The sequence below is a fragment of the Neobacillus notoginsengisoli genome (genome assembly GCF_003515685.1).
GTDB lineage: Bacteria > Bacillota > Bacilli > Bacillales > Cytobacillaceae > Bacillus_D > Bacillus_D notoginsengisoli.
On record NZ_QWEG01000008.1, the window covers coordinates 74,662 to 91,507 of the forward strand.

The window sequence follows — 16,846 nt, forward strand, 5'->3', positions numbered from 1 at the left end:
AAAGGAGTTTGGGATAAATTATTTTGACTTTTCAAAAAATAATTAAGGGAATTGTAAACATGCCAAATGGAAGAGTCATCAATTTCGCGGATGAAGAGGAAAATTATTTTGCGGTGATGGAGAGAAATTAAATAGATCAAAAAAAGCGGCCGAGTAGGATGATTCGGCCGCCTTTTATAAATACTATAAATCATGGAGTTTAGTCCAATCCATTGAAAAACATACGCTATTGTGGTAAGTTTATATAGATACGCATCGCTTAATTACGTTTGAGTCTATTATCCCTATTATAATTATACAATGTAATTGATGCATAAGTCAACTCTTTTCATAAACTTTTTTAAGGAGTGTTTGCATGAATTCGGAATTTCAGCAGGAGCAAAAACGAGTAGACGGGGTATTGGGGAGAATTACGGGAGAAATCAACCGTTTGGAAAAAGAAACTGCCAGGCGCAAGGACGAAGTGGTTCAGATCCGCAAAAACTTTTCGGATGAGGTCAAGGTGAATACGGATAGCTTTGATGATTACCTTGAGACCATTATCGGCTTACGGCAAGAAGCTCAGGCTCTGTCCGTGAACATCAGCACTCATAGACATTCATCCAAGCGTTTAGCCACGCTGCGCCGAATGGAGGAGATTCCCTACTTCGGCCGGATTGATTTTGTTGAAGAAGGGACTTCAGCTCAGGAACAGATTTATATTGGCATCTCCTCACTTACTGATCCTAGTGGAGAAAACTTCTTGATTTATGACTGGAGGGCTCCAATCTCGAGTGTCTATTACGATTACCAGCCTGGTCCGGCTAAGTATGAAACACCTGGAGGCACAATCCATGGCACTTTGGAGAAAAAGTGGCAATATCTTATCCGCGGCGGCGTTCTTCAATCTATGTTTGATACGAGTCTTACGATTGGGGATGAGATTTTACAGCAGGTTCTGGGCAAAGGGACCGACAAACAAATGCACAGTATCGTAGCGACCATTCAACAGGAGCAAAACCGGATCATCCGTCATGATCACGGGAGGCTGCTCATTGTTCACGGAGCGGCCGGCAGTGGCAAGACATCGGCCGCCATGCAGCGAATTGCTTATTTGCTTTACAAATATCGAGGCCATCTGAATGCTGAACAAATCATTCTTTTTTCACCTAATTCCATGTTTAGCAGTTACGTGTCCAATGTCCTGCCAGAGCTTGGTGAAGAAAATATGCAACAGGTCACGTTTCAGGAATACTTGGATCATCGTCTGAGTAAAGAGTTTCAGGTTGAAACTCCATATGAGCAATTAGAGTATGTATTAACAGCGGAGGATAGTCCTTCGTACAGGTCAAGGCTTGCGAGTATCCGTTTTAAAGCATCTACCCGCTTCTTTGAGGCGATGCAATCTTATAGACAATCACTTGAAGGCTCAGGGATCTATTTAAGGACATTACCTTCAGAGGGAAGCCAATCGTGACGGCACAACAAATCGCTGACAGGTTTTATAGCCATGACACGTCACTTCGCTTCAATAATAGACTTGAAAAATTGAAGGATTGGCTTTTGAAAAAAATAAATGAGGTCCAAAGAATAGAAGGGACAAAGGCATGGGTACAGGAGGAAATCGAGCTGCTTAGCGAGGATGAGTACCATAAGGCACGTATCTTCTTAGCCAAAAAGAGAGGCTATAAAAAAGAATCGATTGCCGACTATGAGGTTGAGCCGGAAGCACTAGCCCGATTGATTGTTTTCCAAAAATTGAAGACGTTACGAAAACGGGTCCGGGCATTTCGTTTCGTCGACTTTAAGGGGATATACAGGCAGCTTTATGCTGATCCACTAAAGATCAACCATTGGATGGAAGGGGAGACCCCGGGGGAATGGGCGGCTGTTTGTGGAACGACGCCGGAAATGCTGGATGAAGATAAATTATTTTATGAGGATGCGACTCCGTTTTTGCTTTTGAAAGAGCTGATTCAAGGTTTTCAGACGAACAGCGCTATCAAACACATCGTGGTGGATGAGGCTCAGGACTATTCCCCATTTCAATTCGAGTTTTTAAGGCGTTTGTTTCCTGCGGCAAGGATGACAGTGCTCGGCGATTTTAATCAGGCAATATTCGCTCACGCCAGCGAAAAGGTTGATTTCAAAACACTTACAAGTCTTTACGGTCCGGATGAAACAGAAGTTATCAATATCGCGCGGAGCTACCGATCCACAAAACCGATCATCGAATTTACACGCAGGCTCGTTCCTAACGGTGAAAACATCATCCCTTTTGAGCGCGACGGGGAGCGGCCGGTGCTAAAACAAGTGGCCGATCACAGAGAACTGCATAGAAGCATTTCCTCCAAAGTCGCAGAGATGCGGAGTCTAGGTTTTAATAGTATTGCGATCATTTGCAAATCTGCTGAGGAAAGTATCCGTGCATATGAAGGGCTATCCAGCATCGATGAAATAAAACTTTTAAGGAGCAACTCGATGGAATATGAGCAGGGAGTCGTTGTCATACCGTCGTATCTATCAAAGGGGATCGAATTCGAGGCTGTTATCATTTATGATGCATCGGAGCAAGTATACGGGGATGAAAGCCTGCGCAGACTTTTCTACACTGCCTGCACGAGGGCGATGCATGCTTTGCAGCTTTACAGCGTAGGGGAACCGAGCCCGTTTTTGCAAAATGTATTGCAGGAGGGGTTCGTCCAGTCAGAGCGTTCTTTCTGATAGAAAGGCTTAGCGGTGTAATTTTGCAAAAATGACCTAAATGAATAAAAGGCGGCCGAATAAGATAAATTCGGCCGCCTTTTAAATTTTAGCTCTTTACCCTTTCACCGAACCGGCTGTCATCCCGGCGACAAAGTACCTTTGCATGAAAAAATAGGCGATAACCATTGGCGCGGAGGCGATCATGACGCCTGTGAACAGCATCGGGTAATTCGTAATATGACAGCTAATGTGTATTTCTCTCGCAAGACCCATTTGAGTGACAACACTCCTGTGAAAGGGCTATTCATTGTCACGCAAGACCCATTTGAGTGACAACAATCCTGTGAAAGGGCTATTTATTGTCACGCAAAATCTATTTGAGTGACAGCACCTGGGTTTTCCCTATTTAAAAAAGCTCGCGAAAGAATTTCTATAAAACTTTGTAACTTCCAATCCCGCTTTCCGTATAAAGGGGAAGGGGTGATCCAATGGAAAAACAAACGCTGATTGTTTCCGACAACTTTTTCTCAACAGGAAGTACGGATATTTTCAATGAAGCAGAGGAGAAGGTCGGGGTAATTGATTTGAAGAGTATGTTCACGGCTGAATTGGATGTTTTGAACCTGGATGGGAAGGTAATTGTTAACGGTAGATTTCCTTTTTTGAGCCGGAGATGGATCGTAACCGATTCAGAGGGGCGGGAAATGGGCGAGCTGAGGGCGAGATTCGCGTTCTTTTCAAAAAGGTATGAGTATAGCACCTCTGACGGCCGTATTTTTGAGATTGAGTCGGAGGCATTTTCAAGCCTGTATCTTGTTTATGATGAAAACCGGAACGAGGCTGGCAGGTTTGAGAAAATTAGCGGCTTCTTCTCTTCTGCCGCTTTTCAGCTGACCAGTTTTGACAATGGGCTTGATATTTATGAATTCATCGCAGTTGTGATGGGAGTGAACGCCATCCAGAAGGCGGAACGCAATACGAGGCATGGCGCCCACTAATTTAACGGTCTTTTTCCATTTTTGCAAGCAGTCTATTTTTTCTTGTCCTGATCATCATCTGTTTTATTGATTTCCTTCTTAATCTCATCAGTCAGTCCTTCGGAGGCACGCTTAAACTCCCGTATAGATCTTCCTAATGCCCGGCCGATTTCAGGCATTTTATTAGGCCCGAACACGATAAGTGCAACGACAAGGATTAAAATCATTCCGGGTACACCGATATTGGATAGCATACTCTCAACTCCTTCTGGGGGAAATCGTATCCTGTGATACAAGACCAGTATACCTCTTCTTGTAAGAGAGGACTAGTAATGGTATTCCTGTATAATTAGGACTGAAACACAAAACCCGTACCCAAATGAAAATGGATACGGGCTTTCTTTTGCTACATTATGCAATTATAAAATTCGACCTCGTGTATAACTCAAAAAAGTTTTAGTATAATCCAGCTCCAGCGGCTAGGGGCTCGGGGTCTTAAGCCAATCCGTCAAGAAGGCAAAAACCGCCTTCTGGACGTCTCGTCTTAAGCCTGTCGCCCCTGACCAGCCGCTTCCGCTTTTTTCGTTAGCAGCACCTTGATACTTTTCCGCCTTTGCCGTTGTAGCGGGCGTCCTGTGCTTCGCAGAAAAATTCTTTTCTTGTTTTGACAGGCTGGCCGGGATGTTGGGCCATCATGTGTTCGACATACTTTTCATAACTCGGGACTCCTACAAGCAGTGAAATGAATTGTTTCCGGTAGGCGAGTATGTCTTTTAGTTTATTAAGCATAACGTTTTAAGTCTCCCTCTTCGCGCGGAATATATGGTGATTCGTGCAGTTCGAGCTTATGGTTCTGGAGCACCTTGATCCAAATCCGGAGGGCTGAAATCAGGACAGCAATGACGACAACCATGAAGAATGCGCAAAGGGCGGCATCAATATAGTCGTTGAAAAGAACCTGTTTCATTTGTGCCATGTTCGCTGCGGGGGCAAGGACCTCCCCATTATCAATCGCCTGGCTGAATACCTTGGCATGGGCAAGGAAACCGATTTTCGGATTCTCATGGAAAAGCTTTTGCCAGCCGGCCGTCATCGTCACAATCAGAATCCAGGTTGTTGGAATAAGCGTCACCCATACATACGCTTTTTTGCCCATTTTGAAAAGGACCGTCGTGCCTAACAGAAGCGCAATCGCAGCCAGCATCTGGTTGGCGATACCGAACAGCGGCCAAAGTGTATTGATGCCGCCGAGTGGATCAATAACCCCTTGATACAGGAAGTAGCCCCAGAATGTGACGCAAAGTGTTGTCGCGATGATATTCGGGATTAGGGCATCTGTTTTTGCAAAAGGCTTGTACACATTGCCGAGCAGATCCTGAATAATAAAGCGGCCGACCCGTGTTCCGGCATCAATCGTTGTTAAAATGAACAAAGCTTCAAAGAGGATGGCGAAATGGTACCAGAACGCCATCAGCGCTTTTCCGCCAATGACCTCAGAGAAAATGTAAGCCATCCCAATTGCGAGGGTAGGCGCTCCCCCTGTTCGGGAAAGGATCGTTTGCTCTCCGACATCATTGGCAAGCGCGGTTAAATCGTCAGGCGTGATCGTGAATCCCATCGCGGAAACGGCAGTTGCAGCCTGAACGGCATCTGTCCCAATCACGGCTGGAGGGCTGTTGATCGCAAAATAAATCCCTGGCGTCAGCACGCAGGCCGCAATCATCGCCATGACAGCGACGAACGATTCCGTCAGCATCGCGCCATAGCCGATTGGCTGGGCATGTGATTCACGCTCAATCATTTTCGGCGTTGTACCCGACGAAATGAGTGAGTGGAAACCGGAAACGGCTCCGCAGGCAATCGTGATAAACAGGAACGGGAACAAGTTGCCTGCGAATACCGGGCCTGTTCCATCAATAAACTTCGTCACGCCCGGCATTTGCAAATCAGGTGCAACGATCAGAATGCCAAGGGCCAGTCCGAAAATAACCCCTATTTTCAGGAACGTACTCAAATAATCACGAGGCGCCAGCAGCATCCAGACTGGAAGGACGGATGCTATGAAGCCGTAAACAATCATCATGATGGCGATTGCTTCGCCTGAAAACGTAAACATTTTTGCGAACTCGGCATGCTGGGAAACGTATTGCCCTCCATAAATGGAGAGGAGGAGCAGGATTCCCCCCATAATCGAGGCTTCGCCAACCCGGCCCGGGCGAATATAGCGCATATAAAAGCCCATCAGGACCGCGATTGGGATCGTTGCCGCAATCGTGAACATTCCCCACGGGCTTCCTACGAGTGCTTTTACAACAACCAATGCCAATACGGCCAATAATATAATCATAATTCCTAAAATGCCGACCATGGCGATGATTCCTGTAATCGGGCCGATTTCTTCCTTAATCATTTCCCCAAGCGATTTTCCGTTGCGGCGCATCGAGCCGAACAGAATGATAAAATCCTGGATCGCGCCTGCGAGGACAACCCCGACGACAATCCACAGTGTTCCCGGCAAATACCCCATTTGGGCGGCAAGAATTGGTCCAACAAGCGGACCGGCCCCGGCAATGGCGGCAAAATGGTGCCCGAACAGTACCCATTTGTTTGTCGGGACATAGTCTTTTCCATCGTTGTTGACTTCCGCCGGCGTTTTTCGGTTATCATCCAGCTCGAACACTTTACTGGCGATAAACTTGCTGTAGAACCGATAAGCGACTGCGTACACACAAATGGCTGCGGTGACAAGCCAGATGGCATTGATTGTCTCCCCATTATTCAGTGCAAGAACCCCAAATGCCGCAGCCCCCAAAGCAGATACCAAACCCCAAACTATAATCGATTTTAACGCCTTGATAACATTTCCCCACCTTTTCAATAGTCTGTCATACAAAAAGTATTATATTGTACAATTCAGAATTTTTAAATAAAAATGATTTATTTTATCAAAATATTTTTGATTGGTGTCTTTTGTTGTTATTTTTGCAAAAGGGTATCATGCCTTGGAAAGGTGCATATGATTAGGATTTTGGTGCAAATCGTCACAGTTTGGGTGCATATCTTCGGAATAGGGTGCATATCGTCACAATTTAGGTGCGAATTGCCACAAGTTCTGTCATGTAAAAAGGATTCACACCTGAAACTAGTAGGCGTGAATCCTTTTTCTTGTCATTATTCAGCAAAACATGGACGTACCCTTTAAGGGAGTTTATCATTTAAAAAAATATTGAACCGAACGAGGTGGGTGGCCAAGGTTAACTAGTTAAATAGGATGGTTTTATACGTAGTTACGGATAGTAATTAGATACTAATAAGAGTATAAATATAGTGAATAAGTGCTAGAACATAACTATATGCCAATAGCCATCCTCAGAGGCTAACTAGTTATTTTGCTGATTTTTTCAAAAAAGGGCTAGTAAGGTGTCTGTATTAGACTAGTCATTTTCCTTAAAGAAAGCCTGTAACCTTTTAAATAACTAGCAAAACCTCACTAGTTCTCGCCCGTTTGATTTCGTTGCACTGCCGGCTCCTCGCCTAAAACAGACAAAACCGCTTCTCTGATCTCCCTATACCCGGTACATCTGCAAATATTGGATTCTAGCCAGTCCTTCAACACAGCATCGTCTGCATCAGGCTTCGTTTCCACAAGGGCCTGGCAGTTCATTAGGAAACCTGAGGTGCAGTAACCGCATTGAAAGGCGAATTTTTCGACGAAAGCCCTCTGAATCGGCGTATCCTTTAAGCCTTCAATTGTCGTAATTTCCTTCCCCGTACCTTCAACAGCGAGCATCAGGCATGATTTTTGCGGGATGCCGTCAACGATGACCGTGCACGCCCCGCAATCCCCATTCAGGCAGCCGGGCTTCGAGCCGGTTAAGCCGAGCTGGCCTCGAATCACATAAAGTAACGTATCGGCTGGCCTGACAATCACCGACGTCGCTTCGGAATTTACCGAAAGCAGGAGATTAACTTTGGGATTCGGAGCCATCCTGTTTGCCCTCCAATTCGCGAATGGCATCTGCCATCATATTTTTCAATACATACTTACGAAATTCTGAAGAACCTTCGACATCATCAAGAATGGGTGAAGGGAGGGCTCCCATCGCTCTTTCGGCTCTTTCCTCCACAGAAGGACCCTGTTCATTCAGTACACTCTCCAACTCCGAAGAACGGAACGGAAAGGGGCACAGTCCGCTTATGGCCATTCTGATTTCCCCGTCCTTTTTCAAAGCGGCCAAGGTAATGAGCGGATAGCCGACATCCCACTGCTTCCGCCTTTTTTGCGTAAAATACGGAAGGGTTGCAAAATCTTTTTCTATCAAAATGTTAAACACAAAATCTCCATCTTTTAAGAGAATGTTCTGGTTGAACACTGTCAGGATCGGTTTGTAGGAAAGCCCGTCGCGGCCGAAGACTCCAACAAGGCAGTCCGTAAGCAGCAAAGGCAGGACGGCTTCGCGGTAAAAAATCTTCCCGCAAATATTTCCGGCAAGGGTAATCTTATTGCGGGCCGTCCGGTCGGCGATTTCACTGACAGTTTTGCTAAGCAGGGGAAACAGGGGGTGTTCGCTTATCGACGTCAATGTCGTTCCCCCGCCAATGACCAAATACTTGTCATGGGAAAAAGCCCCTTCATATCCGGGAATCCCTTTCAAATCAATGACGGCATCTGCATAATCCAAGCCGATGCGCCCGAGTGTGATCAGTTCGGTTCCTCCTGAGAAGTAAAAGGGAACTGCTCCCCCTAATTTAACGTTTTCAAAAATTCCAACCGCTTCCTGGGCTGTAGTTGGTTTTGAATAGCGGAAATTAAACGGTAACATCATTCATTCCCCCTGAAGCGCGCCATAAAAGTTCCGGAATCAATGGGAGGTTTTGCAGCTGAACACCCAATGCCGTAGACAGGCAGTTCCCAAGCGCGGCAGGCATGCCGAGCAGCCCGTGTTCCCCGCCGCCCCTCGAACCATATGGACCGGCCAAATGGGGGGTTTCCACAAACTCAACAACATATTCGGGCTGTTCCCCGAAGTGAAGCGGCCGATACGTTCTCAGCTGCGGATTCAACACTCTTCCATCCGTATCAAAAATAAACGATTCTCTCCCGCCAAAGGCAATCCCCATGCTCATCGCCCCCATCACTTGGCCAAGAAGAGCTTTCTCGTTCAACACTGTCCCGAAATCTAAAACAGCGTACGCTTTCAAAATCCTGTACGTAAAATCCCTTGTATCCAATTCGAGTTCGATGCCCTCGGCGCCGACTGTCCACTCGGGTCCCGGCCTTCCCTTGCCTGTCTCCCGATCCAACTTGGTGATCCAATTGGATGTATAATATCCTGTCGCGACGATTTGCCCGCCGAGAGTTTCCCCATTCGGGAACTGATATCCATAGGCGAGATCTTTTACGTCCATGCTGATTGTCGGGTCGTCGATATAATAAACCTTTTCATGGGCAACCTCGAGGTCATGCGAATTGACCCGCAAAATACAGGAGGCACGTTCTTTTATTTGCCGGATGGCATCCTCGGCTGCTGCCAGGACCGCTCTTCCGCCCATCAATGTTCCCCGGCTGCCGACTGTTTTCCAATGCTCGGGCGTCGTCTGTGTATCGATCGTCATTTTGACATGGATTTTGTCGATGGGCATTTTCATCCGTTCCGCCAAAATTTGCGCCAGGACTGTTTTCGTGCCCGTGCCAAGCTCAACGACTCCGGACATGAGGTTGATGCTCCCATCGGAATTAAACGTTAAAATGGCGCCCGACGTTGCATTCGTGTCAAAAGTGGACGTCTTCCAAATGCAGCATGCTCCTTTTGCCCTGATCAAGCGGCCTTTCCTCTCGACTTTCGGTTCGCCGTCCCAGTTCATCAGCTCCTTCAGCCTGTCGATGCAGCGCGGGAGATTCCCAACCGTGCTCCGATTCAGCAGAACCTGAGTCGGTGTCGTGTCCCCGGGCATGATCGAATTTTTGCGCCGGAGTTCAAGAGGATCCATCGCCAACTTCTCCGCAAGCACATCCATCGTCCGCTCAAAGGCGAAATGGACCTCGGCATGGCTGTAGCCCCTGAAGGCGCTGGCATATGGATGATTCGTATACATGCAATACGAATCGCAATAAATATGTTCAATATCGTAAGGGCCGGTACAGTCCACCGCCCCCGCGCGGCTAATGTCCACCGCCTTATCGGAATAGGCTCCCCCGTCCCAGAGATACTGGATTTCCGCCGCCTTCAGCATGCCGTCTTTCCTCGCGCCAAGCTTGACCGTTGCATCGAGGCCGATGTGGCAGGGAGAAGTAATCATATCTTCCTCACGTGAATTAAAAAGCTTGACCGGCCTTCCACCGACTGCCTTCGAGGCCAGGTACGCAATGACCTCGAGCTGGACTGCCGCCTTCCCGCCGTATGCCCCGCCGACAAGGGGGGTATAAACAATCACCCTGCCAGGATCGATATCGAAATACCATTTAAACAGCTTTTTGATGGCAAAAGGGGCCTGGGATGTCGTCGTGATGCGGACGTACCCGTCAGGAAGGATTTCGGCAATTGATACCCTCGTTTCCATCGCAACATGGTCTGACGGCCTGAACGAAATTTGGAACTCTGCCGTAACCTCGCTCTCCTGGAAGCCCTTTTGGATATCGCCTTTCCTAATTTTGTCGAGGTTAGCAACATTTGTACCCGGAATTGGATAGACGCCTGGGGGCTTTTCATAATCGCCTAATTTTTCATGAACGAGGAGGGCGTCTTTTTGAAAAGCTTCACTCGGCGAGTTGACAACCGGAAGCGGCTCATAGGTTACTCTTATTAAATCGGCGGCTTGTTTTGCCTGGACCGGTGTCTCAGCGACCACGACAGCAACCGGCTCGCCATGATATCGGACTCGTTTATAAGCAATCGGCGAGCGGTCCTTGATTTCCTCCCCGACGAGCGGAAACGGTTCATTTCCTAAAATCACCTTCACACCCGGAACCTTCCGCGCTTCCGAAAAGTCCATGCCGATAATGTTGGCATGGGCATAGGGGCTGATGGCCATCCTGGCATGAAGTGTGCTTTTTTCCTGAAAGTCGTTTGTGTACTTGGCTCTTCCGGTCACTTTATCATTCGCTTCCTTGCGGATGACGCTTTTTCCGATTACCTCCAATGCAACCACCCACCCTCATCAGCGGAATTTTTCCATCAAAGAATGATAATCTTCCTTTGTGTCTATATCACAAAATAAAAGTGGTACCCGAAAATCAATCGTTTTTCCTCGTGTCCTAAATTCCTTTCGCACAAAGGCTCGAAGCCCCTGGTCTTCACCAAGCTTTTCAACATAACGGAAACATTCACTCGAGAACAAGATGGGGGGCTTGGCAAAACCTTCATCCCCTTCAGCTCCTATAAAAAGGGAAGGGGCGCTTTGATAGCAATCTATTAATTTATTGATGACCTCACTTCGAACAAATGGCTGATCTGCAAGAAGGACCATTGCAGCATCCGCACCTGAAACCGCCGCATGTTTCACTCCGTACTTAAGGGATGAACCGAGGCCCTGTTCCGCATCTGGGCACTCAAGCAGCGACCATCTTTCTTTTGCCGGATATAAAAAAAAGGAAGCCTGAAGCCAATCCAGCTTATCTCCCAAAGCAGTTACGATGAATATGTGGTCCAATTTTGAGATAAGAGCTTGGTTAAGGGCTATGCTGCCAAGCGGAACTCCGCCAAGCGGAAGCTTCCGTTTATCAGCTCCCATCCGCCTGCTTTTGCCGGCAGCCAGATAAATTCCAAAGATCTTCATCTCCCAGTTTCCTTTTCGCGGAGCATGGCGATCATCTCGGCAACAATGCTCACGGCGATTTCCTCCGGCCCTTGTGCGCCAATTGAAAACCCGGCTGGCGAACGAAGCCACTCCGGTTTTCGTGCGCCTTTAAGCAGACGGGCTGTCCTGTCGGCAGGTCCAAGTACTCCGAGATAGGTTAAAGGTCCATTTTGCAAAATTCCTTCGATAAGAGTTTGATCCTTCTGGAATTGGTGAGTCATAACAAGCGCGAAATCTTCTCGTGTTAAGGAAATTTTCCTCCATATTTGCTCCGACGAACCTGTAACCAGTCTGGCCGCTTCAGGAAAGAATTCTTCCGTGCAGAGAGCAGGGCGCCAGTCTGCAACCGTAACATTGAACCCAGTTCGCGCCGCAAGTGAAACAACCGGCCTCGCATCCTCACCCGCCCCGAAAACAATTAATCTAGGCCTTGGAGAGAGGCGATGGATAAAATAGTGTGTGTCTGTTTTGTTGTCATAATAGAGACCCGTTTTCAAGATTGGCGCGTCTATTATTCGATAAGGGTGAAGCACGGTTGCCAAAAATGGCGCGTCTGCTTTGTTGTGATAACCAAACCCGGTTACAAAATTTGAAAGGCGGGGTTCGTCTAAGTTCCATTCGCTGCCTTTTGCCAGCTCGTCTTCCATGACAAAAAAGTCATCCAAAATTTCAAAGTCGCGGCTGAGCTGAATCACCCTTGTAACAGTCTTTTTCCGATCAAGGAATTTTTTCGCTTTTATAAGATTTGAGAGCAATGTCCCTTTAACCGGCTCAATCAGAATCGTTATAACCCCGTTGCAACCGGCGCCCCGGCCCCAGGAAAAGTCATCTTCAGCAGAAGTATCGTATTTGATTGTATAAGCTTCGCCTGAATCAATAACCTTTTTAGCCCGTTCCGCTACATCCTCCTCAAGGCAGCCCGCTGAAAGCATCCCGACTTTTGATCCGTCCTCGAAGATGAGCATTGTGGCCCCTTCCTTCCTGTAGGCGGAACCTGTCACATCAATGATTGTAGCCAGTGCCATTTGGCGATGGGGCGATTGGACCACGATATCGAGCAAATGATTGAAAGTATCCATCAGTTTCTCCCGCTTTTGTGCCATATCACATCTCTATATGGATATTCTCTTTTGCAAAAATTTATCCCACTGTTAAGAGGAGGAAACTGCCGCCCATGGTGATGCTGCACGCCAAACTATTGCTTAGAATCGGGTTGTATGGCGCGCAGGGCTGGGATTCGCACCAAAGTCTTGTTTAAAATCGGGTTGAATGGCGCGCAAGGCTGTGATTCGCGCCAAAGCTTCAGTTAAAATCGGATTGAATGGCGCGTAAGGTTGCAATTCGCGCCAAAGCTACAGTTAAAATCGGGTTGAATGGCGCGCAAGGCTGTGATTCGCGCCAAAGCTACAGTTAAAATCGGATTGAATGGCGCGTAAGGTTGCAATTCGCGCCAAAGCTACAGTTAAAATCGGATTGAATGGCACGCAAGGCTTGGATTCGCGCCAAAGTCTTGTTTAATATCGGGTTGAATGGCGCACAAGGCTTGGATTCGCGCCAAAGCCTCAGTTGATCGGATTGAATGGCGCGCAAGTGGCGGCGGTGATGCCGCCTCAGGCGGGACAAGCTCCCAGTATCAATGAATTCTCTTTCGCCTTGGCTGGCAGTTTATTAACGAAGGGCCTACGGACGGTCTACTTCAAGCTTTTCAGCAGTTTTCGCGTTTCAAGCTCAAAGGAACTTCTGAATTCCGCGGAAGTAGGCTTTTGATGGATGGCCTTTCTTGCAAAAAGGAAGTCAATCTCGCTTTTTTGCACCGTATCGGTAAATCCCGGCAGGCCAACCTTCCGAAAAAAATCGCCAAGTAGAGCCAAGTCATTCCCAATCACCGTTTTGTCCGAAGGGGTAAGCGTGGCTTCTTTTTGCCATTCTCGAAGGGTATTAAGGATTGTTGAGGCATATTCGTACCCTTTTGCGAGAACCTGAAGCTGCTGTCTGGTTGTATTCAGCATACTTTTTTGTTTTTTGCTAAGTGGATTGAATTTCAGGCTATTTGTCGCGACCTGAAGGGTTTCTTTTGCCGTGTGGAGACTGTTCAGTGAGTTTTTTAGTCTCTCTTCAAGTTCGTATTTTTCACTTTTGCCCCATTCCAACTGAACCCATCCGGCCATTTCCTGCAAAAGCCCGGATAGCTGCCGGGCTGCCTGTTGACAGGAGCGGGAAGCCTCTTTCGTAAAATTGGGAGGGAGCAGGAGGGTGTGGATGGCTACAGCAACGGCGGCCCCGATGAGTGTATCCACAATGCGGTCGAACCCGTAGTCACCGGATTTTCGCTCGAAGGCGAAGAGGAGCAGAACTGTTATTGCGACTTGATGGAGCGCGGTCTCGTCCATTTTCAGCCATTTGGCGGCAAGCGTCCCGGCGAGCAACAACAAGCCTAGAGACCAGCCATTAAAGGGAAGATGAGTCACTACCCAGGCAATGAGCAGAACCCCGACAATCGTTCCGGCAATCCGGTGGATGGAAAAGCGGATGGAACGATCGATCGTTGTCTGGAGGCATAAAATAACCGAGAGCGGGGCGAGATAAGGATGATCCGAGCCCGCAAACTTGGCCAGCTCCCACGAAATCGCTGACGCAATCGCCATTTTCCAGACCAATCGTGTTTTGTTTACAAAATCCTTCTTTCTGATGCTCATGCTGACCCTTCTTTCGACATTCTTTTGTTCTTATGGTTCTTTTGCCAGGAGAGTTTTATTCGGAAGGAAATAACAGCAAAAAGTCCGCATGCCCTTTTTAGGGAGCGGACCTTTTTTCGGAATTATTGTAGAGAATCGAAGGCTTGCGCGCTACTTCACGGGCCTCTTGCAAAATCTCTGTCCCAAGATGTATTAGGTTGGGACAGTTCAGCAGGATTTTTAACCCCAACTGTCCCAAGATGCACTATGTTGGGACAGTTCATCAGGATTTTTAGCGAAAGCTGTCCCAAGATGGACTAAGTTGGGACAGTTCAGCAGGATCCATAGCGCATACTGTCCCAAGATGCATTATGTTGAGACAGTTCGCCAGGGTTTTTAACCTCTACTGTCCCAAGCTGCACTATGTTGGGACAGTTCATCAGGATTTTTAACCCCAACTGTCCCAAGGTGCATTAGGTTGAGACAGTTCGCCAGGGTTTTTAACCCCTACTGTCCCAAGGTGCATTATGTTGGGACAGCTCACCTAGATTCTTTGTCGCGAATCGTGGCCATGCGCGACAATCAAGAGCTCTTTTCCTGAATCTTGGGTATGAATTGTCGCAAGCATAGTGTATCCCGCCACAATTAACGACTCGCAACCCTTCAAAGAGGGCAGCGAGGCTAATAAACCATCCCTTCATCATGGTAATACTTAAATTCCAGCAGGTTATTGGCAGGGTCAATGAGGAAGAAGGTGACATGCTCCTCGCGCTTGCCTGCAAATCGGACCATCAGTTCCTGGAAGAAAGACAGTTCATATTTCGTTGCATGTTCGAGCGCCTCGTCAAACTCTTCTCTGTTCAAAAAAGTAATCCCGAAATGGCGCGGATACATTTTCGGGGCCGGATCGATTTGATCGGGGTTTAGGTGGCAGACGACCTGGTCGCCGAAAAAGTCAAAGGTAACCCGGTCGTGGTATCTTCGAGCCAGCCTGCAGCCTAGTTTTTCATAAAAATCAACGGTTTCATCAAGATTCTTGCACGGGATTGCAAGATGGAACACTTTATTTGTCTCTCTCATGTTTGTGCCTCCTTTAAATGTCTCTGGTATGCCTGCCGCGACCATACCTAATCAAAAATAAAAAACGTATCAGAGCGCAAACCAAGCCTGAGCGTTTCAAGGGCAATCGCGTCACTAAACGGGATATTGGCGAGATTGGCGTCCGGGCCGGCCAGCTTGATAAAGGCGGTTTGCATTGTCTTCGTCGGCGCCTCAAATACAATCCGCTCCAAAGGGATGCCAGACGAAAGGATTTCATCAACAATGTCCAGCCTTAGCTCCCCGTCGGCCCGGCAAATGCCGCTCGTGCCGCTTTCCCTCGCCTCGGTGATCACTCTTGCCGCACCCGCTTCCAAATCCTCCGCAATCGACTCGAGCCATTCGGAGGAAGATGCCGAAACAGTGCTGTCTTTATGGCCAACCTCGCTGAAGACGGTGAATTCCTTCGCGAACTCACGAATATACGTTGCTTTTTCTTTGTTTGGAATTGGCAGTGTGCCGTTTGAGATTTCAACATGCCGGCAGCCAAAGCGCCTGCAATAATCGTTGTAGCGATCCGCTTTATTTTGGCTGAGGAATTTTTCAAAAAGGGTCCCGCCAAAAAAGTATTCAATCTTGTTCTCATTCAAAATATCAATCTTTTTTTCGAGGTTCGTACTCACAACTGACGTGCCCCAGCCGAATTTAACGAAATCGATATAGGCGGCAGCGCTGTTGATTGTATCCCGGAATAATCCTTCGGGAACGCCGTTATCGATTAGGACGGTCAATCCCTTAGACCTCGGCTTTCCTTCTCTCTCTGGCAGGTCCAATCCTGTAAAGTTCATCTTCGTTCACCCTCACGATCATCGGGAATTTTCCAGAACTGTCAACGTACATGACAAAATCTCCGGCAATTACCTTTGTACAAAATTCTATATCCTCAGCATTGAACTCCGGTCTGCCTTCATCAAAGAACTTTTCCGCAGGCCCGCAGCTTCTGATTCTTTCGGCAACGTCCTTAATCGACAATTCCTCCTTGCCGAGGAGAATATCTTTTATATACTCCGCGCAGGCCAGGTCGTCATCGCCATCAGGATGGGAAGCAATCAGATTGATGGTTGCATCGGCACTCCAGAGCTTACCCACACATTCCGCCGTCTTCCTTGCATTTGAAAAACCGGTAACAAACACGGCATCCGCGTCCAGTGCATGCAAAGCGGCCTTTACCCCGTTCGTCGTCTTTTGCACAATCGTTCTTCCGCTGACATTCGCAGTCGCCATCTTGGCCGGCGAGTTATCAAAGTCGAAGCCTTGAATGGGAAGCCCGTTAATTTCTCCGGCGAGCAAATAACCCGGGTTCTTTTTTTGCAAAAGAAAAGCCTCATCCGTTGTGGCTGTGAGAATTAATGCCTTTGCTCCGCGGAGGAAAGCGTAGTGGGCAACCGTAAACGCCCGAATGACATCAATAACAATATTAACGTCCGACCTTGGCAAAACTGGAGTGCGGCCTTGATGAATGGTTATGTTCATTTCATTGCTCCTTACAGGAAATGTCCAAAAAAACCTTGCAAGAAAGTATATGCCCAGTACGCAAAAGCGGTACCTTATCCCCTCGTTTTTGCCCATTTTTGCAAAATGGGCGCCTGCCCTTCCGGAAATAGGCTTTTACCC

13 protein-coding genes and 3 pseudogenes are annotated in these 16,846 nt (G+C 47.7%); 3 read left to right on the forward strand and 13 right to left on the reverse strand.

Going from position 1 to position 16,846, the window contains the following annotated elements:
• Positions 1-50 precede the first annotated feature (50 nt).
• Positions 51-131: pseudogene (locus D1B31_RS24880) on the forward strand (VOC family protein); the annotation flags it as partial.
• Positions 132-355: 224 nt separating this feature from the next.
• Positions 356-2,703, forward strand: a pseudogene (gene helD / locus D1B31_RS13305) (RNA polymerase recycling motor HelD).
• 96 nt (positions 2,704-2,799) lie between these two features.
• On the opposite strand, the pseudogene D1B31_RS13310 reads toward helD, so the two are convergent.
• A pseudogene (locus D1B31_RS13310) lies at positions 2,800-2,925 on the reverse strand (carbohydrate ABC transporter permease); the annotation flags it as partial.
• A 248-nt stretch (positions 2,926-3,173) separates the two neighbouring features.
• On the opposite strand from D1B31_RS13310, the gene D1B31_RS13315 reads away from it, so the two are divergent.
• Positions 3,174-3,683, forward strand: coding sequence for an LURP-one-related family protein (locus D1B31_RS13315; protein WP_118921283.1), 510 nt, complete (start codon positions 3,174-3,176; stop codon positions 3,681-3,683).
• Positions 3,684-3,715: 32 nt separating this feature from the next.
• Here D1B31_RS13315 and D1B31_RS13320 read toward each other — a convergent pair whose 3' ends face one another.
• The 12 genes from D1B31_RS13320 to D1B31_RS13375 form a co-directional block, all read right to left on the reverse strand.
• Positions 3,716-3,916: a twin-arginine translocase TatA/TatE family subunit gene (locus D1B31_RS13320; protein WP_118921284.1), complete on the reverse strand. Its 201-nt coding sequence runs from the start codon at positions 3,914-3,916 to the stop codon at positions 3,716-3,718.
• Positions 3,917-4,247: 331 nt separating this feature from the next.
• Entirely contained in the window at positions 4,248-4,451 is a 204-nt protein-coding gene (locus D1B31_RS13325; RefSeq protein ID WP_118921285.1) for a YbdD/YjiX family protein, read from the reverse strand.
• Positions 4,444-6,519 carry a carbon starvation CstA family protein gene (locus D1B31_RS13330; RefSeq protein ID WP_118921493.1) on the reverse strand — a complete coding sequence of 692 codons (2,076 nt, stop codon included), beginning with the start codon at positions 6,517-6,519 and terminating at the stop codon, positions 4,444-4,446. Before D1B31_RS13330 ends, D1B31_RS13325 begins: the two co-directional genes overlap by 8 nt.
• 633 nt (positions 6,520-7,152) lie before the next feature.
• On the reverse strand, positions 7,153-7,650 hold the full coding sequence (locus D1B31_RS13335) for a (2Fe-2S)-binding protein (RefSeq protein WP_118921286.1): 498 nt from the start codon (positions 7,648-7,650) through the stop codon (positions 7,153-7,155).
• Positions 7,628-8,485 carry an FAD binding domain-containing protein gene (locus D1B31_RS13340; protein ID WP_118921287.1) on the reverse strand — a complete coding sequence of 286 codons (858 nt, stop codon included), beginning with the start codon at positions 8,483-8,485 and terminating at the stop codon, positions 7,628-7,630. Before D1B31_RS13340 ends, D1B31_RS13335 begins: the two co-directional genes overlap by 23 nt.
• A complete protein-coding gene (locus D1B31_RS13345) occupies positions 8,472-10,802 on the reverse strand; it encodes a xanthine dehydrogenase family protein molybdopterin-binding subunit (RefSeq protein WP_118921288.1) in 2,331 nt (776 codons plus the stop codon). The genes D1B31_RS13340 and D1B31_RS13345 overlap by 14 nt, the downstream gene beginning before the upstream one ends.
• Positions 10,803-10,820: 18 nt before the next feature.
• Positions 10,821-11,438: a nucleotidyltransferase family protein gene (locus D1B31_RS13350; protein WP_118921289.1), complete on the reverse strand. Its 618-nt coding sequence runs from the start codon at positions 11,436-11,438 to the stop codon at positions 10,821-10,823.
• Positions 11,435-12,562, reverse strand: coding sequence for an XdhC family protein (locus tag D1B31_RS13355; RefSeq protein ID WP_240035262.1), 1,128 nt, complete (start codon positions 12,560-12,562; stop codon positions 11,435-11,437). Before D1B31_RS13355 ends, D1B31_RS13350 begins: the two co-directional genes overlap by 4 nt.
• Positions 12,563-13,150: 588 nt before the next feature.
• Positions 13,151-14,155: an FUSC family protein gene (locus D1B31_RS13360; RefSeq protein ID WP_118921290.1), complete on the reverse strand. Its 1,005-nt coding sequence runs from the start codon at positions 14,153-14,155 to the stop codon at positions 13,151-13,153.
• A gap of 660 nt (positions 14,156-14,815) precedes the next feature.
• Entirely contained in the window at positions 14,816-15,214 is a 399-nt protein-coding gene (locus tag D1B31_RS13365; protein ID WP_118921291.1) for a VOC family protein, read from the reverse strand.
• Positions 15,215-15,261: 47 nt separating this feature from the next.
• Entirely contained in the window at positions 15,262-16,020 is a 759-nt protein-coding gene (locus D1B31_RS13370) for a phosphosulfolactate synthase (protein ID WP_118921292.1), read from the reverse strand.
• A complete protein-coding gene (locus tag D1B31_RS13375; protein ID WP_118921293.1) occupies positions 15,968-16,705 on the reverse strand; it encodes a 2-phosphosulfolactate phosphatase in 738 nt (245 codons plus the stop codon). The genes D1B31_RS13370 and D1B31_RS13375 overlap by 53 nt, the downstream gene beginning before the upstream one ends.
• Between the last annotated feature and the right edge of the window lie 141 nt (positions 16,706-16,846).